The following is a 24,873-nucleotide window of genomic DNA, read 5'->3' as shown; positions in this document are numbered from 1 at the left end:
TGGCGCTTAGGCGGCAATGGACAGCTTCAGTTTGTTCATCGCGCTCTTTTCCAGCTGGCGGATCCGCTCGGCGGAAACGTTGTACTTCTGCGCCAGGTCATGCAGCGTGGCCTTCTCTTCGGCCAGCCAGCGCTGGTAGAGGATGTCGCGGCTACGCTCGTCCAGCACTTGCAACGCTTCATGCAGGTTGCTGGTGGAGTTGTCGCTCCAGTCAGCGTCTTCCAGCTGCAACGCTGGATCGTAGCGGTGATCTTCCAGGTAGTTGGCCGGCGACTGGAAAGCGCTGTCGTCATCGGCTTCGACAGCCGGGTCGAAGGCCATGTCCTGGCCGGTCAGGCGACTTTCCATCTCACGCACTTCACGCGGCTCAACGCCGAGGCTTTCCGCCACGCGATGGACTTCCTCGTTGTTCAGCCAGGCCAGGCGCTTCTTCTGGCTGCGCAGGTTGAAGAACAGCTTTCGCTGGGCCTTGGTGGTCGCGACCTTGACGATCCGCCAGTTGCGCAGGATGAACTCGTGGATTTCCGCCTTGATCCAGTGCACGGCAAAGGACACCAGGCGCACGCCCATCTCGGGGTTGAAGCGCTTCACGGCTTTCATCAGGCCGACGTTGCCTTCCTGGATCAGGTCGGCCTGGGCCAGCCCGTAGCCGGAATAGCTGCGGGCGATATGTACGACAAAACGCAGGTGGGCAAGCACCATCTGCCGAGCTGCCTCAAGATCCTGCTCATAGTAGAGACTCTCGGCCAGTTCACGCTCCTGCTCCGGCGTCAGCAATGGAATGCTGTTCACCGTATGCACATAGGCCTCCAGGTTTGCGCCTGGAACCAATGCGTAAGCAGGTTGCAAAGAAGTGGTCATACGAAAAAACCTCCGACTCACATAACTCGTGCAGTTCAGCACTGCGAAAATTGACCGGAAACCGCTAAACAAGTTCCCATGAACGCTGAAAGGTCAATACAAGCAAAAAGACACTACTTCGGTGCCAGCTCCCTCAGGTGACGGGCCACCGCAATCCACGCACCGATATAACCCAACAGCACCGCCCCTAGCAAGAGCGACAGACCGTCGGCGACAGGTACCCCCGCCAGGGCGAAATCGCTGCCGTAGAGGCCTGCCAGGCCCACCACCGCATCGTTCAACCAGTCCAGGCCGAAGGCCAGGACACCCCAGGACAAGATCCCCGCGCCGAAGCCATACAACGCGCCCATATAAAGGAAAGGACGTCGCACGTAGCTGTCTGTGCCGCCGACGAGTTTAATCACTTCGATCTCCGTGCGGCGGTTTTCAATATGAAGACGAATGGTATTGCCTATCACCAAAAGTAATGCAGAGACCAGCAGCACCGTCAGGCCGAAGACAAAACGATCGCCCAGCTTGAGGATCGCCGCCAATCGCTCGACCCAGACCAGGTCCAGCTGGGCCAACTGCACCTTGGGCATTTCCGCCAGGCGCTGGCGCAGGGCCTCCAGGGTGGTCTTGTCCACTTCCTGCGGCGTGACCAGGACCACGCCCGGCAGCGGGTTATGCGGCAGCTCGCGCAAGGCCTCGCCCAGCCCGGATTGCTGCTGGAACTCTTCCAGGGCCTTTTCCTTGCTGATGAATTCGGCATCCGCCACGCCCGGCAGGCCCTTGATCTGCTCGCTGAGGCTCTCGCCCTCGTTGGCCGATGCCCCCAGATCCAGGTACAGCGAGATCTGCGCCGCCCGCTGCCAGGAGCCGCCCAGGCGCTCGATGTTGTTGAGCAGCAGCGACAGGCCCATGGGCAGGCTCAAGGCCACGGCCATCACCAGGCAAGTGAAGAAACTGCCGATCGGCTGCTTGCCCAGGCGCCGCAGGCTGTCCAGCAGACTGGCGCGATGGCTTTCGATCCAGGCGTGCAGCAAGGTACCGAAGTCGGGACCATCGTCTTCGTCGCGTTTTTTCTTCGGCGGCGGTGCCTCGGAGGCCTTGGGCGCCACGCGCTCCGCCACTTTAGGGGTACGGGTGGCACTCATACGCCGGCCTCCCCATCGCCGATCAGGCGGCCACGTTGCAGGGTCAGCATGCGATGGCGCATGCGGGCAATCAGGGCCAGGTCGTGGCTGGCGATCAGCACGCTGGTGCCCAGACGGTTGATATCTTCGAATACGCCCATGATTTCCGCCGCAAGACGCGGGTCGAGGTTACCGGTGGGTTCATCCGCCAGCAGCAAGGCCGGACGGTGGACGATGGCGCGAGCGATGCCGACCCGCTGCTGCTGGCCGGTGGACAGGTCGCCCGGGTAGAGCTCGGCCTTGTCCGACAGGGCCACGCGTTCCAGGGCCGAGTCCACGCGCTTGGCGATCTCGGCCTTGGACAGGCCGAGGATCTGCAGCGGCAGGGCCACGTTGTTGAAGACCGTACGATCGAACAGCAGCTGGTGGTTCTGGAACACCACGCCGATCTGCCGGCGCAGGAACGGGATCTGCGCATTGCTGATCTGCCCCAGGTCCTGGCCGGCCAGCAGCAGTTTGCCCGAGGTCGGACGCTCCATGGCCAGCAGCAGGCGCAGCAGGGTGCTTTTACCGGCGCCGGAATGGCCGGTGACGAACAGGAATTCGCCGCGCCGGACGCGAAAGCTCAGCTCATGCAGGCCAACGTGACCATTGGGATAGCGCTTACCGACCTGTTCGAAACGAATCATGAACGCTCCCGCTCGGCAAACAGTGCCTGGACAAAGGGTTCTGCTTCAAAGGTGCGCAAGTCGTCGATGCCTTCGCCGACGCCGATGTAGCGGATCGGCAGGCCGAACTGCTTGGCCAGGGCGAAGATCACCCCGCCCTTGGCGGTGCCATCGAGCTTGGTCAGGGCCAGGCCAGTCAGCTCCACGGTCTGGTTGAACTGCTTGGCCTGGTTGATGGCGTTCTGGCCAGTACCGGCGTCCAGCACCAGCAGCACCTCATGGGGTGCGTCGGCATCCAGCTTGCCGATAACCCGACGAACCTTCTTCAGTTCTTCCATCAGGTTGTCCTTGGTGTGCAGGCGCCCCGCCGTATCGGCGATCAGCACGTCGATGCCACGGGCCTTGGCGGCCTGCACGGCGTCGAAGATCACCGAGGCCGAGTCGGCGCCCGTGTGCTGGGCGATCACCGGGATCTTGTTGCGCTCGCCCCAGACCTGCAACTGCTCCACCGCCGCGGCGCGGAAGGTGTCGCCAGCGGCCAGCATGACCTTCTTGCCTTCCAGCTGTAGCTTCTTGGCCAGCTTGCCGATGGTGGTGGTCTTGCCGGCGCCGTTGACGCCGACCACCAGGATCACGAACGGCTTGTTCTGCGCCACGACTTTCAGCGGCTGCTCCACCGGCTTGAGCATGCTCGCCAGCTCGGCTTGCAGCGAGGCGTACAGCGCGTCGGAGTCGGTGAGCTGCTTGCGCGCCACCTTCTGGGTCAGGTTCTGGATGATCACCGAAGTGGCCTCGACCCCGACGTCGGCGGTCAGCAGGCGGGTCTCCAGGTCCTCGAGCAGTTCGTCGTCGATGGCTTTCTTGCCCAGGAACAGGCTGGCCATGCCCTCGCCGATGCTGGCGCTGGTCTTGGACAGGCCTTGCTTGAGGCGGGCGAAGAAACCGACCTTGCTCTCCTCGTTGGGACGAACCGGCTCGACGGCCGCTACCGGCTCCGCGACAGGAGCAGGAGCAGGAGCAGGAGCAGGAGCAGGAGCAGGAGCAGGAGCAGGAGCAACAGGCTCGGGCGCGACGAACACCGGGGCAACAGGCGCCTGGACCTCAACCACAGGAGCGGCCACCGGGGCCTCGGCCACGGTCTCAGGTGCCGGAGCCACGGCCGGAATCGCCGGCGTCACATGCTCGGCCTGGACGTCCTCCACCAGCGCCACGGGCTCCTCGGCCACCGGCAAGGTCAGCCAGGGTTTGTGCTCTGGGTTCGGCGTCAGGGGCAGGTCGGGGGCGGCCGGCGCGGACGAATGCGGCTGGGCCTGGGGTTGCGCCAGCGATTCGGCGAGCGGCGCGGCCACCGGCTCGACCGGGGCGACACTCGGCGCCGGCTCGATGACTGGAGCCGCTACCGGCTCGGCCGGCACGGGTGGCGGCTGGACGACGGGTTCCTGCGGCTTCTTGCGCAGCCACCCGAACAGGCCTTTCTTCTCGCCAGCCGCGGCTGGAGTCTTTTTGTCGTCGTTGGAACCAAACATGGAGACGGCTATCTCAAGGTAGCGATGCGCCAGCAGGCGCCTCGGTAAATAAATTTTCGATGCAGAACAGACTATGTTTCATCCAGCTTGTTCACGCGCAACATACTGTCGAAATGCTCGGAAGCACCTCAAGGATCGATTTTACTAAAGGACTGGAGTGGCAAAATCGGCGAAACGTCGAATTTTAGCTGATAAATCAAGGATTATTGCCGGTAACTCATACAACCCGATCAAGTTATCGCCGACCCGCGAGAACCTGATAGGCGTGGCCGCCAGTAAAACGGATCAGTATCCTAGGGCGTGTCACCCCTCATTACCAGTACCGCGTGGCCACCCACAGCGCCCGGCCTGGCAATGAACGACGACACGCCCCAACCTCTCGCCCGCAGGCCGTTATCCGGCGGGCAGCCCAACAGGTTAAAAAACGAATGAATGCTCTAGCCCGCCGCGCCGCAGGCCTGCTGCTCAGCACAGTTTGTCTGCCTTTTGCAGCCCTGGCTGCCGATCCGCAACCCACCCACGAATTCACCCTCGACAACGGCCTGAAGGTCGTGGTCCGCGAAGATCATCGTGCCCCGGTGGTGGTCTCCCAGGTCTGGTACAAGGTCGGCTCCAGCTACGAAACCCCGGGCCAGACCGGCCTGTCCCACGCTCTGGAACACATGATGTTCAAGGGCAGCGAGAAGGTCGGCCCCGGCGAAGCCTCGTTGATCCTGCGGGACCTGGGCGCCGAAGAGAACGCCTTCACCAGCGACGACTTCACCGCCTACTACCAGGTGCTGGCCCGTGACCGCCTGGGTGTGGCCCTGGAGCTGGAGGCCGACCGCATGGCCAGCCTGCGCCTGCCGGCCGACGAGTTCAGTCGCGAGATCGAGGTGATCAAGGAAGAGCGCCGCCTGCGCACCGACGACAAGCCCATGTCCAAGGCCTACGAGCGCTTCAAGGCCATGGCCTACCCCGCCAGCGGCTACCACACGCCGACCATTGGCTGGATGGCCGACCTGAACCGGATGAAGGTCGAGGAGCTGCGTCACTGGTACCAGTCCTGGTATGTGCCCAACAACGCCACCCTGGTAGTGGTCGGCGACGTCACCCCGGACGAGGTCAAGGCCCTGGCCCAGCGCTACTTCGGCGCGATTCCCAAGCGTGACGTGCCGCCGGCGAAGATCCCCATGGAACTGGCCGAGCCCGGCGAGCGCCTGATCACCCTGCACGTGAAGACCCAGCTGCCAAGCCTGATGCTGGCCTTCAACGTCCCGAGCATCGCCACCGCCGAAGACAAGCGCGCGGTCAACGCCCTGCGCCTGGCCTCGGCCTTGCTGGACGGCGGCTACAGCGCGCGCATCCCGACCCAGCTGGAGCGCGGCGAAGAGCTGCTGTCCGGCGGTTCCTCCAATTACGACGCCTACACCCGCGGCGACAGTCTGTTCATGCTGTCGGCCACCCCCAACAGCCAGAAGAAGAAAACCATCGCCCAGGCCGAAGCCGGGTTGTGGCGCCTGCTGGACCAGTTGAAGACCACCCCGCCTTCCGCCGAGGAACTGGAGCGCGTGCGCGCCCAGGTGATCGCCGGCCTGGTCTACGAACGCGACTCGATCACGAGCCAGGCCACCGCCATCGGCCAGCTGGAAACCGTCGGGCTGTCGTGGAAGCTGATGGACACCGAGCTTGCCGAGCTGCAAAGCGTCACCCCGGAAGATATCCAGAAGGCTGCACGCACCTATTTCACCCGGGAACGTATGAGCGTGGCCCACGTACTGCCTGAGGAGTCCGCCCATGACTAAGCGCAAGAATGCTTCGCCGATCCTGCTGGGTGCCGCGCTGGTGGCGCTGATCACCGCCGGCGGCCTGTACCTGTCGCGCTCCGGCGAAAGCAACGCCAGCCAGGCCCTGGACAACGCCAAGAGCAGCCAGAAGCTGCAGTCCCTGGCCGAACTGGACGGCAAGGCCCCCGGCCACCGCAACCTCAATGTGCAGACCTGGAACACCGCCGAAGGCGCCAAGGTATTGTTCGTCGAAGCCCGTGAATTGCCGATGTTCGACATGCGCCTGACCTTTTCCGCCGGCAGCAGCCAGGACGGCGACGCCCCGGGCCTGGCCCTGCTGACCAACGCCATGCTCAACGAAGGCGTGGCCGGCCAGGACGTCGGCGCCATCGCCCGTGGCTTCGAAGGCCTGGGCGCGGACTTCGGCAACGGTGCCTACAAGGACATGGCCGTGGCCTCGCTGCGCAGCCTGAGCGCCACCGCCAAGCGCGAGCCGGCCCTCAAGCTGTTCGCCCAGGTGGTGGGCAAGCCGACCTTCCCGGCCGACTCCCTGGCACGGATCAAGAACCAGATGCTCGCCGGCTTCGAGTACCAGAAGCAGAACCCCGGCAAGCTGGCCAGCCTGGAGCTGATGAAGCGCCTGTACGGGGCCCACCCCTATGGCCACGCCAGCGACGGCAATGCCCAGAGCATCCCGGCCATCAGCCTGGCCCAGCTCAAGGCCTTCCACGCCAAGGCCTACGCGGCCGGCAACGTGGTGATCGCGCTGGTCGGCGATCTCTCGCGCAGCGATGCCGAGGCGATTGCCGCCCAAGTCTCCGCCGCCCTGCCCAAGGGCCCGGCCCTGGCCAAGATCGCCCAACCCAGCGAGCCCAAGGCGAGCATCGGCCATATCGAGTTCCCTTCGACCCAGACCAACCTGCTGCTGGCGCAACTGGGGATCGACCGTGACGACCCGGACTACGCTGCGGTCTCCCTGGGCAACCAGATCCTTGGCGGCGGCGGTTTCGGCACCCGGCTGATGAGCGAAGTCCGGGAAAAACGCGGCCTGACCTACGGCGTCTATTCCGGGTTCACCCCGATGCAGGTTCGTGGCCCGTTCATGATCAACTTGCAGACCCGCGCCGAAATGAGCGAAGGCACCCTCAAGCTGGTGCAGGACGTGTTCGCCGAGTACCTGAAGAACGGCCCGACCCAGAAGGAACTGGACGATGCCAAGCGCGAACTGGCCGGCAGCTTCCCGCTGTCCACCGCCAGCAACGCCGATATCGTCGGCCAGCTGGGCGCCATGGGCTTCTACAATCTGCCGTTGAGCTACCTGGAAGACTTCATGCGCCAATCCCAGGCGCTGACCGTGGAGCAGGTCAAGGCCGCCATGAACAAACATTTGAGCGTCGACAAGATGGTGATCGTCAGCGCCGGCCCGACCGTCGCCCAGAAGCCGCTACCACCCCCTACTGACAAACCCGCCGAGCAGCCGCTCGGGGTTCCGGAGCACTGATGGCCCGTCCAGCCCGTCCCACCAAGAAACCCGCCCACAACCCACACAACGGCGTGGGCCAGCTGCGCATCATTGGCGGCGAGTGGCGCAGCCGCAAGCTGAGCTTCCCCGACCTGCCGGGATTGCGCCCGACCCCGGACCGGGTGCGCGAGACCCTGTTCAACTGGCTCGCGCCCTACGTGCCCGGGGCCAAGGTGATCGACCTGTTCGCCGGCAGTGGCGCGGTATTTCTCGAGGCCCTGTCCCGTGGCGCCGCCAGCGGCCTGGCCCTGGACAACAGCAGCGTCGCGGTATCCAGCCTGCGCGAGCATCTGGGCACCCTGCGCTGCACCGTCGCTCAAGTGCAGACCGCCGACGCCCTGCGCTACCTGGAGACCCAGCCGGCGAGCGCCTTCGACCTGGCGTTCCTCGACCCGCCCTTCCACCAGGACCTGCTACCCACCGCCTGCGCCCTGCTGGAAGAGCGCGGCTGGCTGGCGGACGACGCCTGGATCTACACCGAAAGCGAGGCCGCCCCTTCCTCCCTGGGCCTGCCGATGCGCTGGCGCCTGCACCGTGAACAAAAATCCGGGCAGGTGTATTACGCCTTGTGGCAACGTATGGCAGACAACGCTGGCTAACGCCGGCCGGAACAAGGTACGCGGCCCGGCCGGGCCGCGTACCGCTGCATCGAGATACTCCCCGTGCCCGACTCGCCAGATCGCTTCATCCCCGCCTTCGGCCTAGGCAATCCGCACCTGCAGACCCTGTGGGGCCCGCTGTGGCGTCCGGCCACCGCGCTACAGCACCAGCGCGAACGCCTGTGGCTGGACGATGGCGACTTCCTCGACCTGGACTGGCACGGCCCCCATAGCGCCGAGGCACCGCTGGTGCTGGTGTTGCATGGACTGACCGGCTCCTCCAGCTCGCACTATGTGGCCGGCCTGCAGCAAGCCCTGGCGGCGCAGGGCTGGGCCAGTGCGGCGCTGAACTGGCGTGGCTGCTCCGGCGAGCCCAACCTGCTGCCACGCAGCTATCACTCCGGCGCCAGCGAAGACCTGGCCGCAGCCATCGCCCACCTGCGGGCCAAGCGCCCCCAGGCACCGCTATACGCCGTGGGTTACTCCCTGGGTGGCAACGTGCTGCTCAAGTACCTGGGGGAAACCGGTAGCGCCAGTTTCCTGCAAGGCGCCACCGCGGTGTCGGTGCCATTTCGCCTGGACCAGTGTGCCGATCGCATCGGCCAGGGGTTTTCGCGGATCTACCAGGCGCACTTCATGCGCCAGATGCTGGCCTACATCAAGGACAAGCAGCGCCAGTTCCAGCACGACGGCCGCCATGAAGGCCTGGCGACCCTGGCGCAGTTGGGCCCGCTGACGCGGATGCGCACCTTCTGGGACTTCGATGGCCGGGTCACCGCGCCGCTGCATGGCTTTGCCGATGCCCAGGACTATTACCGGCGCGCCTCCAGCCGCTATTTCCTCGGGGAAATCCGCACGCCGACCCTGATCATCCAGGCCGCCGACGACCCATTCGTGTTCCCCCACAGCCTGCCCGAAGCCAGCGAACTGTCGACCAGCACCCGCTTCGAGCTGCAGGCCAAGGGCGGCCACGTGGGGTTCGTCGACGGCACCCTCAAGCGTCCCGGCTACTATCTGGAGCGCCGGATTCCCCAGTGGCTGGCAGGCCTGGGACGCCATGGATAAGTCGTCCCGGGAGTCGATTCACTTCTGGCAAAGCGCGCCCCTGACCGGAGTCGAGTTGCTGTCCGCGCGCTACATCGAGCACCGCTTCGTACCCCATGTGCATGATGGCTTCGTGATCGGCATGATCATGGCCGGCGCCCAGCGCTACCGCTATCGGGGCGCCGAACACCTGGCGGGCAGCGGCACCCTGGTGCTGATCAACCCCGATGAACTGCACACCGGGGCCAAGGGCACCGAGGACGGCTGGCTGTACCGGGCCTTCTACCCGGACAACCGACAGGTGCTGGGGCTGCTGGACGAGCTGGAGCTACCCAGTGGCACCTTGCCAGCCTTCGGCGCGACGCTGTACCGCGACCCGGATCTGGTCACGGGTTTCAGTCATCTGCATCACCTGCTGGAAAGCCCGGCCACCGCCCTTCAACAACAGACCCTGTGGCGGGACATGCTGCTCCTGCTGCTGCAACGCCACGCCAAGGTCAAGGCGCCCCGCGAACCCGGGCAGGAACATCGGGCCATAGTGCAAGCCAAGGAATTGCTGCGTAGCCGGTTGGCTGAACCGCCCTCGCTGGAGGAGCTGGCGGCGGCGGTGAACCTGTCGCCATTTCACTTTGCCCGGGTATTCCGCCGCGCCACCGGGATTCCGCCTCACACCTGGCTGATGCAGCAGCGCATCGCCAAGGCCCGGGCCCTGCTGCGCGACGGCTGCCTGCCGCTGGAGGTGGCGACCCAACTGGGGTTCGCCGACCAGAGCCATCTGAACCGGCAGTTCAAGCAGGTCTATGGGGTAGCCCCGGCGGCCTACCGCAGCGCCTTGCAGGCACCCTGAACCCGGCATGCTCGCGTAAAGGCCAGGCTTGGGCCTGGTGGAGGTGAAGCGCGGCCTGGGGCTGCCAGGCCCGCCACAACGGCTCAGTCGCCCTTGGCCACAGGCCGCTGGGAATCGGTGATCCACTCGCTCCAGGAGCCGGCATACAGGCGGGCCAGGGGGTACCCGGCCAGGCACAGGGCGAACAGGTTATGACAGGCCGTCACGCCCGAACCGCAATAGGCCACCAACTGCTCCGGTGAACGCCCGGCGAGTTTTTCGGCAAAGCGTTGCTTGAGCTGCTCGGCCGGCAGGAAACGCCCATCACTGCCCAGGTTGTCGGTGAACGCCGCGCACTGCGCGCCGGGAATGTGCCCGGCCACCGGATCCATAGGTTCCACTTCGCCACGAAAACGCGGCAGGGCCCGGGCGTCCAGCAGGGTCAGGTCCGGCTGGCCCAGGCGCTGTTGCAAGTGCGCCGCGTCCAGCAGCAGGTGCGGGTCCGGCTGGCCGCTGAAGTGGCCGAGGACGGCGGGCGGCGGATCCAGGCTCAGGGGCAGGCCCGCGGCATGCCAGGCCTTGAGGCCGCCATCGAGGATGAACACGCCTTCACGCTTGCCCAGCCAGGCCAGCAGCCACCAGGCGCGGGCGGCATAAGCGCCGGGGCCATCGTCATACAGCACGATCTGGCTGTCGTTATCGATCCCCCAGGCTTGCAAGCGCTCCACCAGCCGGGCCGGGTCCGGCAACGGGTGCCGGCCGGTCGCGCCCTTGACCACGGGTCCGCTCAAGTCCCGGTTCAGGTCGGCGAAGTGCGCCCCGGCCAAGTGCCCCTCGGCATAGCTGCGTTGCCCGTAGTCCGGGTCTTCCAGGGCAAAGCGACAATCCAGAATCACCAGGCCGGGCTGCTGTCTCTTCTGGTCCAGGGCTAGCGGGCTGATCAATTGCGCGAGGGGCATAGCGGGCTCCTGTGAATACGTGTCGAAGGCTCGATCCTACTGCACTTCTTCCAGGGCTTGGGCCAGGGGCACGTAAAACTCTTCGAACAGTTTGTTGACCTCGTCCCGCGCCTGCTCGGTGACGAAGCCGGCTTCCAGGACCAGCACCTGGTAGACGCCACGCTTGATCGCTTCTTCACTCAGGTGGGTGGAGTTCTCGCGGGTGGTGCACAGGAACCGCACCCAGGAGGTGAGGATGATCCAGGCATTGAGGGTCAGGGATTCGATCTGCACCCTGTCCATGGCGATGATCCCGGCATCGACGAAACGCCCGTAGATAGCCATGCCCTGGATCAGGCAGCGCTGGGAGAAACGCCGGTAGCGCGCCGCCAGGTCGGGATCGCTGTCCAACAGGTGCTCCAGGTCGCGGTGCAGGAAGCGGTAGCGCCACATGGCCGCCAGCAGGGCCTGCAGGTAATAGCGCTTGTCCTCCACCGTGACCGCGCGCCCGGGCGGTGGGCGCAGGAAGCTGTCCACCAGGCTTTCGTATTCGGCGAAGAGCACGGCGATGATCGCCTGCTTGTTGGGGAAGTGGTAGTACAGGTTGCCCGGGGAGATTTCCATATGCGCCGCAATATGGTTGGTGCTGACGTTGCGTTCGCCCTGCTGGTTGAAGAGTTCGAGGCTGAACTGGACGATGCGCTCGCGGGTTTTTATACGTGGGGCCATGGATACGGGCTTTATTCGGAAGACTGGGGGCAGTTTACGACCTATCCCCCTGGGGATAAATCGAGAGCGGCATGGGAGGAGCAATTGACAATCTAGAGTATAAGCTCTAAAAAACTAGCCACCTCACAAAATTCGGAGCCCGATCATGTCTGCCGAGATCGCCTACCTTCAGGATTCCCTCCAGCAACAGGACGGGCTGCTCGAGCTGTTCGAAGCTCAGCGCCGGGCCTATGCCGCCCATCCGATGCCGCCAGCCGCCCAGCGCGACCAATGGCTCAAGGCCTTGCAGGACTTGCTCAACACCGAACGCCAGGCGCTGATCGACGCCATCAGCCAGGACTTCAGCAACCGCAGCGCCGACGAAACCCTGCTGGCGGAAATCATGCCCAGCCTGCATGGCATCCACTATGCCCGCAAGCACCTCAAGCGCTGGATGAAACCCTCCCGCCGCGCCGTCGGCCTGGCCTTCCAGCCAGCCTCGGCCAAGGTGATCTACCAGCCCCTGGGCGTTGTGGGCATCATCGTGCCGTGGAACTACCCGCTGTTCCTGTGCATGGGACCGCTGACCGGCGCCCTGGCCGCCGGCAACCGGGTCATGCTCAAGCTCAGCGAATCGACCCCCGCCACCGGCCTGCTGCTCAAGCAACTGCTGGCGCGGATCTTCCCCGAAGACCTGGTCTGCGTGGTCCTGGGCGAGGCGGAAGTGGGCATGGCCTTCTCCAAGCTGCGCTTCGACCACCTGCTGTTCACCGGCGCCACCAGCATCGGCAAACATGTGATGCGCGCCGCGGCGGAGAACCTGACCCCGGTGACCCTGGAACTGGGCGGCAAGTCCCCGGCCATCGTCTCCCATACCGTGCCGCTCAAGGATGCCGCCGAGCGCATCGCCTTCGGCAAGACCATGAACGCCGGCCAGACCTGCGTCGCCCCGGACTACGTGCTGGTACCGGAGGACCGTGTCGAGGCCTTCGTCGACACCTATCGCCAGGTGGTGCGCGGGTTCTTCCCGACCCTGGTGGACAACCCCGACTACACCGCGATCATCAACCAGCGCCAGCTCTCGCGGCTCAACGGCTACCTGAGCGACGCCACCAGCAAAGGCGCGCAGTTGGTACCGCTGTTCGACCAGGGCCAGGAGCGCCGCCTGCCCCACAGCCTGCTGCTCAATGTCAACGACGACATGACGGTGATGCAGGACGAGATCTTCGGCCCGATCCTGCCCATCGTGCCCTACAAGACCCTGGACCAGGCCCTGGCCTATGTCACCGAGCGGCCTCGGCCCCTGGCGCTGTACTACTTCGGCTACGACAAGGCCGAGCAGCAGCGAGTCCTCACCGAGACCCACTCCGGCGGCGCCTGCATGAACGACACGTTGCTGCACGTGACCCAGGATGACCTGCCTTTCGGTGGCATCGGCCCCTCGGGCATGGGTCATTATCACGGCCACGAGGGCTTCCTGACCTTCAGCAAGGCCAAGGGAGTGTTCATCAAGCAACGCTTCAACGCCGCCCGCCTGATCTACCCACCCTACGGCAAGTCGATCCAGAAACTGATCCAGAAGCTGTTCATCCGCTAGGCGCCTCGAAACCGCAGCGATTGCCAGGGCAGTCGCTGTCCGAGATTTTTCAACCAGTCGATCGCAGGGTAATAACAACAATGACCCCTAGCCTGTCTGAAACACCCGCGCTGTCGCGGCGCGGCCTGCTGAAAATCGGCCTCTGCGCCAGTGCCTTCCTGGCTACCGCCGGCCTTGGCGCCAGCCTCAGCGGTTGCTCGGCCAGCACACCGGCCAACGGTTATGCCATCTTGCGCAGCAATGAGTTGCCGTTCCTGAGGGCCTTGATCCCAGTGATGCTCGAAGGTGCCGTGGCGGCGGACAGGATGCCTGCCGCCGTCGACGGCGCCCTGATAAACCTGGACAACGCCCTCAACCATTTATCTCCGGAGATGCTCAAGCTCACCCAGCAACTGTTCGACGTGCTGGGCATGGCCGTGACCCGCGGACCCCTGACGGGAATCTGGGGCAGTTGGGAGAACGCCAGCGCCGACGATATCCGCAACTTCCTCAGTCGCTGGGAAAACAGCTACCTGTCGCTGCTGCGCATGGGCCACGCCTCGCTGCTGCAACTGGTGATGATGGCCTGGTATACCCGCCCCGAGTCCTGGGCCCACTGCGGCTACCCCGGGCCGCCCAAGGTCTGACCCAGCCAGCCGTTGGCACTGGCCGCGTCCGGGAGAGGCGCGGCTACCGTGCCGTTGCGCCACGACATCGATAATAAGAGAGCACCCGATATGCCTGTACCTGATCTGTTTCGCGAAGGCCTGACTCGTGGCTGGAAAACCTACAACGGCTCGCAACTGGAGCAGGACCTGACCCTGGAGGCTGATGTCGCCGTCGTCGGCAGTGGCGCCGGGGGCGGTACCACGGCCGAGATCCTCAGCGCCGCCGGCTACAAGGTGCTGTTGATCGAAGAAGGCCCGCTCAAGACCAGCGACGATTTCAAGATGCTCGAGGACCAGGCCTACACCAGCCTGTACCAGGAAGGTATCGGGCGCATGAGCAAGGACGGCGCCATCACCATCCTCCAGGGCCGCGCCGTGGGCGGCACCACCCTGATCAACTGGACCTCGAGCTTCCGCACCCCCGACCCGACCCTCGAGCACTGGGCCCGGGAGCATGGCGTGGTGGGCCACAGCTCGGCCGAGATGGCCCCCTGGTTCGAGAAGATGGAGCAACGCCTGGGCGTCGCGCCCTGGGTCATGCCACCCAACGCCAACAACGACGTGATCCGCAAGGGTTGCGAAGCCCTGGGCTACAGCTGGCACGTGATCCCGCGCAACGTGCGCGGCTGCTGGAACCTGGGCTACTGCGGCCTGGGCTGCCCGACCAACGCCAAGCAGTCGATGCTGGTGACCACTATCCCGGCGACCCTGGAGAAAGGCGGCGAACTGCTGTACCTGGCCCGGGCCGACCGCCTGCAACTCGATGGCGACCGGGTCACCGGCCTGCAATGCCTGGCCATGGACGCTCGCTGCGTGGCGCCCACCGGCCGCAAGATCATGGTCAAGGCCAAGCACTACGTGCTGTCCGGCGGCGGCATCAACAGCCCGGCCCTGCTGCTGCGCTCCGATGCCCCGGACCCGCATTCGCGCCTGGGCAAGCGTACGTTCCTGCACCTGGTGAACTTTTCCGCCGGACAGTTCGATGAGGTGATCAACCCCTTCTACGGCGCGCCGCAGTCAATCTATTCCGACCATTTCCAATGGCAGGACGGCACCACCGGCAAGATGGCCTACAAGCTCGAGGTACCGCCGCTGCAACCCGCCCTGGCCAGCACCCTGCTGGGCGGTTTCGGCCCCCAGAGCGGCCTGACCATGGAGCAACTGCCCCATACCCACGCCATGCTGGCCCTGCTGCGGGACGGCTTTCATCCCGACAGCACCGGCGGCAACGTCGAACTGCGCGGCGATGGCAGCCCGGTGCTCGACTACCAGGTCTCGCCCTATGCCTGGGACGGCCTGCGCCGGGCCTTCCACAGCATGGCCGAGATCCAGTTCGCCGGCGGCGCCAAGGCGGTCAAGCCGCTGCACAGCGATGCACGGTTCGCCAAGACCCTGGCCGAGGTCCGCAGCCAGATCGACGGCCTGGAGCTGGCCCTGTACCGCACCCGCCTGGGCAGCGCCCATGTAATGGGCGGCTGCGCCATGGGCCAGGACCCGAAGGTCGCCGTGGCCGACAGCCTCGGCCGTCACCACCAGTTGCATAACCTGTCGATCCACGACGGCTCGCTGTTCCCCACCAGCATCGGCGCCAACCCGCAGCTGTCGGTGTACGGCTTGACCGCGCAGCTGGCCACGGCCCTGGCCGAGCGCTTGAAAACCGCGTGATGAGGCTCGGTATCGATGATGCCCGCGGGGACTGGTACTCCAAAAGGCGACTTGGCCGACCGGAAAGGCTGCGATACCATCCGATTCCCCAACGGATTCCCGCCAGGACGACGCGATGAACCGAGTGCTGTACCCAGGAACCTTCGACCCTATTACCAAGGGCCACGGCGATCTGGTCGAACGCGCCTCGCGGCTGTTCGACCACGTGATCATCGCCGTCGCCGCCAGCCCCAAGAAAAACCCGCTCTTCCCCCTGGAACAGCGCGTGGAGCTGGCGCGAGAGGTGACCAAGCACCTGCCCAACGTTGAAGTCGTGGGCTTCTCGACGCTATTGGCGCATTTCGCCAAGGAGCAGAACGCCAATGTCTTCCTGCGCGGCCTGCGGGCCGTTTCGGATTTCGAATACGAATTCCAACTGGCCAACATGAACCGCCAGCTGGCTCCGGACGTGGAAAGCCTGTTCCTCACCCCGTCCGAACGCTATTCGTTCATTTCCTCGACGCTGGTCCGGGAAATCGCGGCCCTGGGGGGCGATATCACCAAGTTCGTCCATCCGGCCGTCGCCGAAGCCTTGACCCTGCGCTTCAAGAAGTAAGCCATCTGGCCCCCGCCAAGGGGGCCTGTGCCCGCTGTCAGCCATCGCGCCCGCGTGCACTGCGGGCGTCAATGCGGCACAATTGCGCGCATTCGTTTCTACATGCCCGGGCCCACCGCCCAGGCCGGAGTACCCCATGTCCCTGATCATCACCGACGATTGCATCAACTGCGACGTCTGCGAACCCGAGTGCCCCAACGCGGCCATTTCCCAAGGCGAAGAGATCTACGTCATCGATCCGAACCTGTGCACCCAGTGCGTCGGCCACTACGACGAACCGCAGTGCCAGCAGGTGTGCCCGGTGGATTGCATTCCCCTGGACGAGAACCGTCCGGAAACCGAAGAAGAGCTGATGGCCAAGTATCGCAAGATCACCGGCAAGGCCTGATCCGTTCGGCCCCTGGCGGCCCAGGTGCTTGCCAGGGCACGACGGGATGGATGCTGGCACGCAGCGCCAGTAACGCCCGGATCAGCTCTGGCAGCGTGGGCAGTAGACGCTGGCGCGCTGGCCCAGCTTGATTTCGCGCAATCCCGTGCCGCAGACCTTGCAGTGCTCCCCGCCTCGTCCGTAGACGAACAGTTCCTGCTGGAAGTAGCCGGGCTGGCCATCGCCGCCGATGAAGTCGCGCAAGGTGGTGCCACCCTGCAAGATGGCCGCCGCCAGGATCCGCTTGATCTCGATCGCCAGCTTCAAGTAACGCGCCCGGGAAATACCCTTGGCCTCGCGGCGTGGGTCGATGCCCGCGGCGAACAGGGCCTCGGTGGCGTAGATGTTGCCCACCCCCACCACCACGGCGTTGTCCATGATGAACGGCTTGACCGCCATGGAACGCCCACGGGACAGCTGGAACAGGCGCTCGCCGTCGAACAGGTCGGTCAGTGGCTCCGGGCCCAACCGCGAAAGCAACTCGTGGTTCAACGGGTCGAGGCTCCAGAGCATGGCGCCAAAGCGCCGTGGATCGGTGTAGCGCAGGGCCAGCCCCGACTCCAGTTCGATATCCACATGCTCATGCTTGGCCGCCGGCAGGCCGACTTCCACCAGCCGCAGGTTACCCGACATGCCCAAGTGGCTGATCAGGGTGCCGACTTCGGCATTGATCAGCAGGTACTTGGCCCGGCGGTCGACCTGGACGATCCGCTGCCCGGACAGGCGTATGTCCAGGTCCTCGGGGATCGGCCAGCGCAGGCGCCGGTCACGGACGATCACCCGGCTGACCTTCTGGCCCTCCAGGTGCGGCGCGATCCCGCGCCGGGTGGTTTCGACCTCGGGGAGTTCAGGCATCAGTGGGCGCCCAGCTCGCGCACGGTTTCCTTGAGGTTCTCGAAGTCGTAGTCCGACAGGCCGACATAATCGAGGACCAGGTGGCCGATGCTGTTCCATTCATGGTCTTCGACCTGGTTGCCCAGTACCCGGTACGAGGAGCAGATGTGCTCGGCCATCTTCAGGATCGCCAGCAGGTTCTTCAGCTGGCTGTTGCGCGAGGACTCGTCGCTGAAGATCGCCAGGGCGTTGTGATGGTTGGCGATGGCGTTGGTCACGTGTTCCGGCAGGCGCCAGGACTTGGCCGTGTAGTAGCCGACCACCGCATGGTTGGTGTTGAAGACCCGGTTCTCGGTATCCACCACCCGCTGCTCGGGCCCGGCACCGCCGTAGGCTTCTTCCAGTACCGTCATGTAGTCGGGGAAGCGCTTGAGCATCAGCGGCACGCCGCAGTCATGGAACAAGCCCAGCGCATAGGCCTCGTCCACGGCCTGGGCGCCAGTGCGCTTGGCCAGGGTCAGGCAGGTCATGGCCACGTCCTGGGCGGTGTCCCAGAAGCGGTTGAGGGTGACGATGGTCTCGTCGCTCATCTCGCCCTTGATCGACTGCGCGTTGATCAGGTTGATGATCGAGCGGCTGCCCAGGAGGTTCACCGCACGCTGGATCGAAGCGATCTTGTTGCTCAGCCCGTAATAGGGCGAGTTGACGATCTTCAGCAGCGCGCCAGACAGGCCAGGATCCTGGGAGATCAGCTTGGCGATCACCTCGAGGTCGGGATCGGGCATGTACTGCTCCATCTGCAGATCCACCATGATCTGCGGCTGGGGCGGCACACTGATGCCTTGCAGGGCCTGTTGAATCTGTTCGGCGGATAGCTCTTGGGACATAAGTACACACTCTGGGTCAGGCGGCGATTCTAACCCCTATCTCGGCAATGTTGGGCAAACCGACAGGAACTTTACCTTGCGCATTTAGCCGCAGGTCCAATGGCCATCACCGAACGCCTGCGAAGGGGTATAATCGCGCCCTTTTTTCCGGAGCGACGTCATGTCCCTGCCAAGCCTGCGCCTCAAAGCCAACGCCGACCGCCGCCTGCGCGCCGGCCACCTGTGGGTCTACAGCAACGAGATCGATGTAGCCGCCACTCCCCTGCACGGCTTCAAGGCAGGCGACCAGGCGCTGCTGGAAGCTGCCGGCGGCAAGCCCCTGGGCATCGTCGCCATGAGCCCCAACAACCTGATCTGCGCTCGCCTGCTGTCGCGCGATGCCAAGCTGGCCCTGGACAAGTCGCTGCTGGTGCACCGCCTGAACGTGGCCCTGTCCCTGCGCGAGCGGCTGTTCGACAAGCCCTTCTACCGCCTGGTGTACGGCGATTCCGACCTGCTGCCAGGCCTGGTGGTGGATCGTTTCGGCGACATCCTGGTGGTGCAGCTGGCCTCCGCCACCATGGAACGCCACAAGGACGACGTGATCGCCGCCCTGGTCCAGGTGCTCAAGCCCAGCGGCATCCTGTTCAAGAACGACTCCGCCGCCCGTGACGCCGAAGGCCTGGAACGCTACGTCGACACGGTGTTCGGCGTCGTGCCGGAATGGGTCGCCCTGGAAGAGAACGGCGTGAAGTTCGAAGCCCCGGTGATGGAAGGCCAGAAGACCGGCTGGTTCTACGACCACCGCATGAACCGCGCGCGCCTGGCCCCTTATGCCAAGGGCAAGCGCGTGCTGGACCTGTTCAGCTACATCGGTGGCTGGGGCGTGCAGGCCGGTGCGTTCGGCGCCAGCGAAGTGTTCTGCGTCGACGCTTCGGGCTTCGCCCTCGATGGCGTGGAACGCAACGCGGCGCTGAACGGCATCGCCGACAAGCTCACCTGCATCGAAGGCGATGTATTCGAGGCCCTCAAGGAACTCAAGGCCGCCGAAGAGCGCTTCGACGTGATCGTTGCCGACCCGCCCGCCTTCATCAAGCGCAAGAAGGACCTGAAGAACGGCGAAGGCGCCTACCGCCGCCTCAACGAGCAGGCCATGCGCCTGCTGACCAAGGACGGCATCCTGGTCAGCGCCTCGTGCTCGATGCACCTGCCCGAGGACGACCTGCAGAACATCCTGCTGACCAGCGCCCGCCACCTGGATCGCAACATCCAACTGCTCGAGCGCGGCGGCCAGGGCCCGGATCACCCGGTGCACCCGGCCATCCCGGAAACCCGCTACATCAAGAGCATCACCTGCCGCCTGCTGCCCAACAGCTGAGGCCGGCCGGCTGGCCATTGCCGTCCGTGACGGGAATGGCCAGCGCCATCCATTGACTTTGCAGGGCCACGACTCGATCCTCGGGACCACCTCAAGGCCCGAGAAGCCGCCTCATGGACCACGCATCCAACGCCACGCAGAAGACCTCGGCCATCATCCTGTTGATGACCATGACCCTGCTGGGAGTCTTTCCGCTGGATGTCATCCTGCCCTCCTTCCCTGCCCTGGCCGAACGTTTCCAGACGTCGAGCGCCGACATCGCGCTGTCGGTCAGCCTGTTCGCCATCGGCCTGTCCTTTTCCCTGATGCTGGTTGGCCCGCTATCGGACTCCCTGGGCCGCAAGAAGCTGTTGCTAGGGGGCATGAGCGTGGCCCTGGTCGGCGCGGCCGGCTGCGTCGTCGCCAGCCAGTACTCGTGGTTCCTGTTCTTTCGTGTGATCCAGGCCTTGGGCTGCGGTTGCTTCGTTCTGTCCCAGGCCCTGGTCCAGGACCTGTTCGAAGGCCAGGAACAGGAACGCCTGCGCATCGCCATGGTCACCGCCAGCGGGATCTTCATTTCCCTGTCCCCGCTGTTCGGCACCTGGCTACAGGAACGACTCGGTTGGCAAGGCAGCTTCGAGGTGTTCGTGGTCATCGGCCTGCTGGTGATCCTCATGGCCTGGCTGCTGCTGGAAAACACCCCGGGCACGGCCACGGGCCGCCAGCGCAATATCTTCGCCGCGTACCGGCGGGTCTGCGCGGAGCCGCGCTTCGTGGGCTACTGGATGATCTCGGCGCTGGCCTTCGCCTGCCATTTCTCGTTCATCGTCATCTCGCCGATCATCTTCATGGAACAGTTGCAGCTCTCGCCCTACCAGTATTCCCTGGTGCTCCTGCTGTACGGCGCGGCCTATATCCTGGGCGGGTTCGCCGCCGGTGCGATGAACCGGCACCTGCGGACCAGTACCCAGATCGTCGCCGGCTTGTTGCTGATCGCCCTGTCCGGGCTGCTGATGCTGTTTCTCCAGCGCTTCGAACCGAGCGCCAGCAGCGTGCTGCTGCCGATGATCGTCTGCACCGCCGGCACCACCATCACCCGGCCGGTCGCCACGTCCCGGGCCATGGGCCTGTTCCCGCAGAACGCAGGGACCTCGGCCTCGGCCGGCAACATGATCATCTTCACCTGCGGCGGCCTGATCAGCGGCTTCATCAACCTGGCCAGCGATAACCTGGCCATGGCCCTGGGCCTGTGCTTCCTGGTGCTCAGCGCCAGCGCCCTGGGCCTGAACAGCCTGGTCAACCGGCACAATCAACGGGCTTGCGCCTGAGCCCCCTGGCGCGCCATGACTGGCCGAGAAACAGCGCAACCGAGAACGCCAGGGTCGGGCCGGCAAAGAAGGCCAGCGCCAGCACCTCGCTCTTGAAGGGGTCCAGGTGCCGATAGGCAAGCCAGAGCTTGAACAGCTTCTGCGCCAGCCAGGGCCACGGCAGCGCCAGCAGCAGCCACAGGCCGTTTTCCAGCAGGCGTCGCGCCAACCGGGGGCCATCCTGGGCCAAGGTGGCACCCACTAACACAATCACCAACAGCACAGCAGCGACGCCATACACCACCCGCAGGGTCCCGGGCAGCGCCTGGCATGCCAGCGCCAGCGCTGCCGAGACCAGTCCCACCAGCAGCACGGCGACCCAACTGCGCAGCCGGCGCCACTGCTCGCCCTGCAATTGCAAGGTGGTGCCGCCCGCCAGCAAGGCAGCGGCCAGCACCGCCATGGCGCTGGAGCCCCAGCCGCTATGGAGCAGCAACCACATCAGCACGATGCCCTGCACCGCGCCAACCACCAGGTACAACCTCAACGAGCGAAAAGCAGCGAGCATTCCAGTTCCATTGGCATGTGATCCAAAGGCCGCGAGTCTAAAGCAAGGGCCGGGCTGCGGTCGCGTGCGGAACGATGGAAACCGCGGGGCGGCCACGGCATTCCTTCCTGACGCCAGCGGTGTAGAATCGGGCGTATTCATCGCCAGTCATCCCCCGGCGGGTTTATGAGCTCAGGCTGAGTCTCGCGGCGATCCCGCGGTGTCATCGGCAGCTTCGGACACACGGCCATTTCTGAGTGTTCCCGAGGTCAGTAGAAGCTCACTCCCCATTTGTCACCTGATTAGCCGCCTGGAGTGCTTCATGCCTGATTACCGTTCGAAAACGTCCACCCACGGTCGCAACATGGCCGGCGCCCGCGCCCTGTGGCGCGCCACGGGAATGAAAGATGCCGACTTCAAGAAGCCGATCATCGCCATTGCCAACTCCTTCACCCAGTTCGTCCCGGGCCATGTGCACCTCAAGGACCTGGGCCAGCTGGTCGCCCGCGAAATCGAACGCGCCGGTGGCGTGGCCAAGGAATTCAACACCATCGCCGTGGACGACGGCATCGCCATGGGCCACGACGGCATGCTGTATTCGCTGCCCAGCCGCGAGATCATCGCCGATTCGGTGGAATACATGGTCAACGCCCACTGCGCCGACGCCATCGTCTGCATCTCCAACTGCGACAAGATCACCCCCGGCATGCTGATGGCCGCCCTGCGCCTGAACATCCCGGTGATCTTCGTCTCCGGCGGCCCGATGGAAGCCGGCAAGACCAAGCTCGCCTCCCACGGCCTGGACCTGGTGGACGCCATGGTCATCGCCGCCGACTCCAGCGCTTCTGACGAGAAGGTCGCGGAGTACGAGCGCAGCGCCTGCCCGACCTGCGGTTCGTGCTCCGGCATGTTCACCGCCAACTCCATGAACTGCCTGACCGAAGCCCTGGGCCTCGCCCTGCCGGGCAACGGTTCGACCCTGGCCACCCATGCCGACCGCGAGCAGCTGTTCCTCAACGCCGGACGTACCATCGTCGAGCTGTGCCAGCGCTACTACGGCGAGAACGACGAGTCGGTGCTGCCGCGCAACATCGCCAGCTTCAAGGCGTTCGAGAACGCCATGACCCTGGACATCGCCATGGGCGGCTCGACCAACACCATCCTGCACCTGCTGGCCGCCGCCCAGGAAGCCGAGGTGGCGTTCGACCTGCGCGACATCGATCGCCTGTCACGCAAGGTGCCGCAGCTGTGCAAGGTGGCGCCGAACATCCAGAAGTACCACATGGAAGACGTGCATCGCGCCGGCGGCATCATCAGCATCCTCGGCGAGCTGGCCCGTGGCGGCCTGCTGCACACCGACCTGCCGACCGTGCACAGCCGTAGCATGGAGGAAGCCATCGCCAAGTGGGACATCACCCAGACCGATGACGAAACCGTGCACACCTTCTTCAAGGCAGGCCCGGCCGGGGTCCCGACCCAGACCGCCTTCAGCCAGTCGACCCGCTGGGACACCCTGGACGCCGACCGCGAGAACGGCTGCATCCGCAGCGTCGAGCACGCCTACTCGCAAGAAGGCGGCCTGGCCGTGCTGTACGGCAACATCGCCCTGGACGGCTGCGTGGTGAAGACCGCCGGCGTCGACGAGTCGATCCACGTGTTCGAAGGCACTGCGAAAATCTTCGAAAGCCAGGACAGCGCGGTGCGCGGCATCCTCGCCGACGAGGTGAAGGAAGGCGACATCGTGATCATCCGCTACGAAGGCCCCAAGGGCGGCCCGGGCATGCAGGAAATGCTGTACCCCACCTCGTACCTGAAGTCCAAGGGCCTGGGCAAGGCCTGCGCCCTGCTCACCGACGGCCGCTTCTCGGGCGGAACCTCGGGCCTGTCGATCGGCCACGCCTCGCCGGAAGCCGCCGCCGGCGGCGCCATCGGCCTGGTGCGCGACGGCGACAAAGTACTGATCGACATCCCCAACCGCTCGATCAACCTGCTGGTCAGCGACGAAGAGCTGGCGGCCCGCCGGGTCGAGCAGGACCAGAAAGGCTGGAAGCCGGCGGAGGTGCGTCCACGCAAGGTGACCACCGCCCTGAAGGCCTATGCCCTGCTGGCCACCAGCGCCGACAAGGGCGCGGTCCGCAACAAGGCCCTGCTCGACAGCCTGTGATCGCCACCGGCGAATGAAAATGCCCCGCCATGTGTGCGGGGCATTTTTTTGCCTTGCGCCAGTGCAGGCTCAGGGCATGCGTTCGCCCAACTGAGCGCGCAGGAAGCGATACAAGCCGTCGGCGCTCTTGCGATAACCATCGGCGGTCAGGTGGATCAGATCGTTGCGCGCCAGGTCGCTGGCCTGCCACTGGCTGATGGAGCAGTCGCCGCCCATGAACGCCTGCCAATCCCAGAACAGCGTGCGGCTGGTCTTGGCCACGTCCTTCTGGATCTGGATGATCTGGCGCAGCGGCTGCGGCTGCGAGGCAGCGCAACTGCCGGCATTGCGCCGCTTGATCGAATCCGGCGGGCCCACCAGCAGGATCACCGTCTTGGGCAGGTTCTTGCGCAGCAGCGCGACCTTCTCCTGCAACTGGCTGCGATACAGCTGCAGATCGATATCGTCGTCGAAAGCCTCGTTGGTGCCGTAGGCCAGCACCACCATGTCCGGACGCAAGGCCTTGAGGGCCTCCAGCCAGCCGGGCTGCCACTTGTCCAGCACATCCAGGCGCGCGCCGTTGATGCCCAGGGCGGAATAGATCACCCCGGCGCTTTTCTGCCCGAGGATGTTCCAACCGCCCAGGGCCAGGCCCTGGCTGTTGGCCACGCTCAGGTCCAAAGGCAGGGTCAGGTTGTTGAACGGCGGGCTCAGGCGCCATTGTCCGCCAGTGGCGGCGAGCATGCGGCTGCCCTTGTTGAGGTTGTCCCACGCGGTCAGGGTGCTGTTGCTGGACGCCTGGTACAGGGCCGAGATGCGGTATTGCTGGTTGCTTGGCTGGCGCTCGGCGATGTGCACCCGGGCCCCCGGGGTCTGCGGCAGCGACAGGTAGCCGCCCAGGGGAAACTGCGTGCTCTGCTGGTTGCGCGCCGACACCAGCGACCACTGGCGCTTGGCCGCGCTGAGGATCACTCGCTCGTAGCGCGTGCCGGGTACCGGGGTCGCCGCCACGAAGCCGATGCCGCCATCACCGTACTGCGCCTGCAGCAGGCGGCGCAGCTCGCCGCTGAACAGGTCGGCCGCGGTATGCGAGTCGCCCAGCTGCACGATGTGGATCGGCGTACGGTTGGAAGTACTGAACTTGCGTGCCAGCAGCGCCAGGTTCGGATCACTGCCGGTGGTGACCACCTTCTTCTGGCCCGCACCAGGCCTGGCCAGTGCCGAGGCAGGAGTGGCCTGGACCTCGGTGGTCGGGCTGCAACTGCTCAGCAAGGTGATGCCCAGCAACAGCGCAATACCTTGCAAACGCCCCATC

The 24,873-nt window shown here is 65.1% G+C and carries 23 protein-coding genes; 13 read left to right on the top strand and 10 right to left on the bottom strand.

The window, feature by feature from the left end; all coding sequences use genetic code 11:
- Window positions 1-6: 6 nt before the first annotated feature.
- From rpoH to ftsY, 4 genes are all read right to left on the bottom strand, one after another.
- Window positions 7-861 carry an RNA polymerase sigma factor RpoH gene (rpoH, locus tag H7A76_RS02485; RefSeq protein ID WP_185697042.1) on the bottom strand — a complete coding sequence of 285 codons (855 nt, stop codon included), beginning with the start codon at window positions 859-861 and terminating at the stop codon, window positions 7-9.
- A gap of 113 nt (window positions 862-974) precedes the next feature.
- A complete protein-coding gene (gene ftsX / locus H7A76_RS02480; RefSeq protein ID WP_185697041.1) occupies window positions 975-1,997 on the bottom strand; it encodes a permease-like cell division protein FtsX in 1,023 nt (340 codons plus the stop codon).
- Window positions 1,994-2,665, bottom strand: a complete 672-nt coding sequence (gene ftsE / locus H7A76_RS02475) for a cell division ATP-binding protein FtsE (RefSeq protein WP_022641638.1) — start codon at window positions 2,663-2,665, stop codon at window positions 1,994-1,996. Before ftsE ends, ftsX begins: the two co-directional genes overlap by 4 nt.
- On the bottom strand, window positions 2,662-4,170 hold the full coding sequence (ftsY, locus tag H7A76_RS02470) for a signal recognition particle-docking protein FtsY (RefSeq protein ID WP_185697040.1): 1,509 nt from the start codon (window positions 4,168-4,170) through the stop codon (window positions 2,662-2,664). The genes ftsE and ftsY overlap by 4 nt, the downstream gene beginning before the upstream one ends.
- 428 nt (window positions 4,171-4,598) lie before the next feature.
- Here ftsY and H7A76_RS02465 point away from each other — a divergent pair, with 428 nt between their 5' ends.
- The 5 genes from H7A76_RS02465 (at window position 4,599) to H7A76_RS02445 (ending at window position 9,948) form a co-directional block, all read left to right on the top strand.
- Window positions 4,599-5,954: a M16 family metallopeptidase gene (locus H7A76_RS02465; protein ID WP_185697039.1), complete on the top strand. Its 1,356-nt coding sequence runs from the start codon at window positions 4,599-4,601 to the stop codon at window positions 5,952-5,954.
- Window positions 5,947-7,437: a M16 family metallopeptidase gene (locus H7A76_RS02460; protein ID WP_185697038.1), complete on the top strand. Its 1,491-nt coding sequence runs from the start codon at window positions 5,947-5,949 to the stop codon at window positions 7,435-7,437. The genes H7A76_RS02465 and H7A76_RS02460 overlap by 8 nt, the downstream gene beginning before the upstream one ends.
- Window positions 7,437-8,057 (top strand): 16S rRNA (guanine(966)-N(2))-methyltransferase RsmD, encoded by a 621-nt coding sequence (gene rsmD, locus H7A76_RS02455; protein WP_185697037.1) that lies wholly within the window; start codon window positions 7,437-7,439, stop codon window positions 8,055-8,057. Before H7A76_RS02460 ends, rsmD begins: the two co-directional genes overlap by 1 nt.
- 63 nt (window positions 8,058-8,120) lie before the next feature.
- Window positions 8,121-9,122 (top strand): hydrolase, encoded by a 1,002-nt coding sequence (locus H7A76_RS02450; protein WP_185697036.1) that lies wholly within the window; start codon window positions 8,121-8,123, stop codon window positions 9,120-9,122.
- Entirely contained in the window at window positions 9,115-9,948 is an 834-nt protein-coding gene (locus H7A76_RS02445; RefSeq protein WP_185697035.1) for an AraC family transcriptional regulator, read from the top strand. Before H7A76_RS02450 ends, H7A76_RS02445 begins: the two co-directional genes overlap by 8 nt.
- 83 nt (window positions 9,949-10,031) lie before the next feature.
- Here H7A76_RS02445 and H7A76_RS02440 read toward each other — a convergent pair whose 3' ends face one another.
- Both H7A76_RS02440 and H7A76_RS02435 read right to left on the bottom strand, forming a co-directional pair.
- Window positions 10,032-10,886, bottom strand: coding sequence for a sulfurtransferase (locus H7A76_RS02440; RefSeq protein WP_185697034.1), 855 nt, complete (start codon window positions 10,884-10,886; stop codon window positions 10,032-10,034).
- A 36-nt stretch (window positions 10,887-10,922) separates the two neighbouring features.
- The gene (locus tag H7A76_RS02435) at window positions 10,923-11,594 is read right to left on the bottom strand and encodes a TetR/AcrR family transcriptional regulator (protein WP_185697033.1); all 672 of its coding nucleotides are present in this window, start codon (window positions 11,592-11,594) and stop codon (window positions 10,923-10,925) included.
- A gap of 145 nt (window positions 11,595-11,739) precedes the next feature.
- Between H7A76_RS02435 and H7A76_RS02430 the strand changes: the two genes are divergently transcribed.
- The 5 genes from H7A76_RS02430 to H7A76_RS02410 all read left to right on the top strand — a co-directional run bounded on the left by H7A76_RS02430 (window position 11,740) and on the right by H7A76_RS02410 (window position 16,465).
- On the top strand, window positions 11,740-13,170 hold the full coding sequence (locus H7A76_RS02430) for a coniferyl aldehyde dehydrogenase (protein WP_185697032.1): 1,431 nt from the start codon (window positions 11,740-11,742) through the stop codon (window positions 13,168-13,170).
- Window positions 13,171-13,250: 80 nt separating this feature from the next.
- Window positions 13,251-13,796 carry a twin-arginine translocation pathway signal protein gene (locus tag H7A76_RS02425; protein WP_185697031.1) on the top strand — a complete coding sequence of 182 codons (546 nt, stop codon included), beginning with the start codon at window positions 13,251-13,253 and terminating at the stop codon, window positions 13,794-13,796.
- 90 nt (window positions 13,797-13,886) lie between these two features.
- Window positions 13,887-15,482 carry a GMC family oxidoreductase gene (locus H7A76_RS02420; protein WP_185697030.1) on the top strand — a complete coding sequence of 532 codons (1,596 nt, stop codon included), beginning with the start codon at window positions 13,887-13,889 and terminating at the stop codon, window positions 15,480-15,482.
- 115 nt (window positions 15,483-15,597) lie between these two features.
- Window positions 15,598-16,077 (top strand): pantetheine-phosphate adenylyltransferase, encoded by a 480-nt coding sequence (gene coaD, locus H7A76_RS02415; RefSeq protein WP_022641651.1) that lies wholly within the window; start codon window positions 15,598-15,600, stop codon window positions 16,075-16,077.
- 136 nt (window positions 16,078-16,213) lie between these two features.
- On the top strand, window positions 16,214-16,465 hold the full coding sequence (locus H7A76_RS02410) for a YfhL family 4Fe-4S dicluster ferredoxin (RefSeq protein ID WP_016963552.1): 252 nt from the start codon (window positions 16,214-16,216) through the stop codon (window positions 16,463-16,465).
- A gap of 81 nt (window positions 16,466-16,546) precedes the next feature.
- On the opposite strand, the gene mutM is transcribed toward H7A76_RS02410, so the two are convergent.
- Both mutM and H7A76_RS02400 read right to left on the bottom strand, forming a co-directional pair.
- Window positions 16,547-17,359: a bifunctional DNA-formamidopyrimidine glycosylase/DNA-(apurinic or apyrimidinic site) lyase gene (mutM, locus tag H7A76_RS02405; protein ID WP_185697029.1), complete on the bottom strand. Its 813-nt coding sequence runs from the start codon at window positions 17,357-17,359 to the stop codon at window positions 16,547-16,549.
- On the bottom strand, window positions 17,359-18,171 hold the full coding sequence (locus tag H7A76_RS02400; RefSeq protein WP_185697256.1) for an HDOD domain-containing protein: 813 nt from the start codon (window positions 18,169-18,171) through the stop codon (window positions 17,359-17,361). The genes mutM and H7A76_RS02400 overlap by 1 nt, the downstream gene beginning before the upstream one ends.
- Before the next feature lie 214 nt (window positions 18,172-18,385).
- On the opposite strand from H7A76_RS02400, the gene H7A76_RS02395 reads away from it, so the two are divergent.
- Window positions 18,386-19,582 carry a class I SAM-dependent rRNA methyltransferase gene (locus H7A76_RS02395; RefSeq protein WP_058437100.1) on the top strand — a complete coding sequence of 399 codons (1,197 nt, stop codon included), beginning with the start codon at window positions 18,386-18,388 and terminating at the stop codon, window positions 19,580-19,582.
- 113 nt (window positions 19,583-19,695) lie between these two features.
- Complete coding sequence (locus H7A76_RS02390; RefSeq protein WP_185697028.1) at window positions 19,696-20,889, top strand: MFS transporter; 1,194 nt, start codon at window positions 19,696-19,698, stop codon at window positions 20,887-20,889.
- Here H7A76_RS02390 and H7A76_RS02385 read toward each other — a convergent pair.
- Window positions 20,858-21,436, bottom strand: coding sequence for a hypothetical protein (locus H7A76_RS02385; RefSeq protein ID WP_185697027.1), 579 nt, complete (start codon window positions 21,434-21,436; stop codon window positions 20,858-20,860). The two genes, H7A76_RS02390 and H7A76_RS02385, sit on opposite strands and share 32 nt — an antisense overlap.
- A gap of 301 nt (window positions 21,437-21,737) precedes the next feature.
- Here H7A76_RS02385 and ilvD point away from each other — a divergent pair, with 301 nt between their 5' ends.
- Complete coding sequence (gene ilvD / locus H7A76_RS02380; protein ID WP_185697026.1) at window positions 21,738-23,579, top strand: dihydroxy-acid dehydratase; 1,842 nt, start codon at window positions 21,738-21,740, stop codon at window positions 23,577-23,579.
- 69 nt (window positions 23,580-23,648) lie between these two features.
- Here ilvD and H7A76_RS02375 read toward each other — a convergent pair whose 3' ends face one another.
- Entirely contained in the window at window positions 23,649-24,872 is a 1,224-nt protein-coding gene (locus tag H7A76_RS02375; protein WP_185697025.1) for an SGNH/GDSL hydrolase family protein, read from the bottom strand.
- Window position 24,873 lies beyond the last annotated feature (1 nt).

This window comes from Pseudomonas sp. MSSRFD41 (genome assembly GCF_014230245.1).
Lineage (GTDB): Bacteria > Pseudomonadota > Gammaproteobacteria > Pseudomonadales > Pseudomonadaceae > Aquipseudomonas > Aquipseudomonas piscis.
This window is presented reverse-complemented; position numbering and strand designations above follow the sequence as displayed.

Bases quoted from the DNA above. Each gene is read 5' to 3' on its own strand.
- H7A76_RS02390 (WP_185697028.1), top strand. From the start codon at position 19,696: ATGGACCACGCATCCAACGCCACGCAGAAGACCTCGGCCATCATCCTG.
- H7A76_RS02460 (WP_185697038.1), top strand. From the start codon at position 5,947: ATGACTAAGCGCAAGAATGCTTCGCCGATCCTGCTGGGTGCCGCGCTG.
- H7A76_RS02375 (WP_185697025.1), bottom strand. From the start codon at position 24,872: ATGGGGCGTTTGCAAGGTATTGCGCTGTTGCTGGGCATCACCTTGCTG.
- rsmD (WP_185697037.1), top strand. From the start codon at position 7,437: ATGGCCCGTCCAGCCCGTCCCACCAAGAAACCCGCCCACAACCCACAC.
- ilvD (WP_185697026.1), top strand. From the start codon at position 21,738: ATGCCTGATTACCGTTCGAAAACGTCCACCCACGGTCGCAACATGGCC.
- rpoH (WP_185697042.1), bottom strand. From the start codon at position 861: ATGACCACTTCTTTGCAACCTGCTTACGCATTGGTTCCAGGCGCAAAC.
- H7A76_RS02395 (WP_058437100.1), top strand. From the start codon at position 18,386: ATGTCCCTGCCAAGCCTGCGCCTCAAAGCCAACGCCGACCGCCGCCTG.
- coaD (WP_022641651.1), top strand. From the start codon at position 15,598: ATGAACCGAGTGCTGTACCCAGGAACCTTCGACCCTATTACCAAGGGC.
- H7A76_RS02420 (WP_185697030.1), top strand. From the start codon at position 13,887: ATGCCTGTACCTGATCTGTTTCGCGAAGGCCTGACTCGTGGCTGGAAA.
- H7A76_RS02465 (WP_185697039.1), top strand. From the start codon at position 4,599: ATGAATGCTCTAGCCCGCCGCGCCGCAGGCCTGCTGCTCAGCACAGTT.
- H7A76_RS02440 (WP_185697034.1), bottom strand. From the start codon at position 10,886: ATGCCCCTCGCGCAATTGATCAGCCCGCTAGCCCTGGACCAGAAGAGA.
- H7A76_RS02445 (WP_185697035.1), top strand. From the start codon at position 9,115: ATGGATAAGTCGTCCCGGGAGTCGATTCACTTCTGGCAAAGCGCGCCC.
- H7A76_RS02430 (WP_185697032.1), top strand. From the start codon at position 11,740: ATGTCTGCCGAGATCGCCTACCTTCAGGATTCCCTCCAGCAACAGGAC.
- H7A76_RS02435 (WP_185697033.1), bottom strand. From the start codon at position 11,594: ATGGCCCCACGTATAAAAACCCGCGAGCGCATCGTCCAGTTCAGCCTC.
- H7A76_RS02385 (WP_185697027.1), bottom strand. From the start codon at position 21,436: ATGCTCGCTGCTTTTCGCTCGTTGAGGTTGTACCTGGTGGTTGGCGCG.
- H7A76_RS02410 (WP_016963552.1), top strand. From the start codon at position 16,214: ATGTCCCTGATCATCACCGACGATTGCATCAACTGCGACGTCTGCGAA.
- mutM (WP_185697029.1), bottom strand. From the start codon at position 17,359: ATGCCTGAACTCCCCGAGGTCGAAACCACCCGGCGCGGGATCGCGCCG.
- ftsY (WP_185697040.1), bottom strand. From the start codon at position 4,170: ATGTTTGGTTCCAACGACGACAAAAAGACTCCAGCCGCGGCTGGCGAG.
- H7A76_RS02425 (WP_185697031.1), top strand. From the start codon at position 13,251: ATGACCCCTAGCCTGTCTGAAACACCCGCGCTGTCGCGGCGCGGCCTG.
- ftsX (WP_185697041.1), bottom strand. From the start codon at position 1,997: ATGAGTGCCACCCGTACCCCTAAAGTGGCGGAGCGCGTGGCGCCCAAG.
- ftsE (WP_022641638.1), bottom strand. From the start codon at position 2,665: ATGATTCGTTTCGAACAGGTCGGTAAGCGCTATCCCAATGGTCACGTT.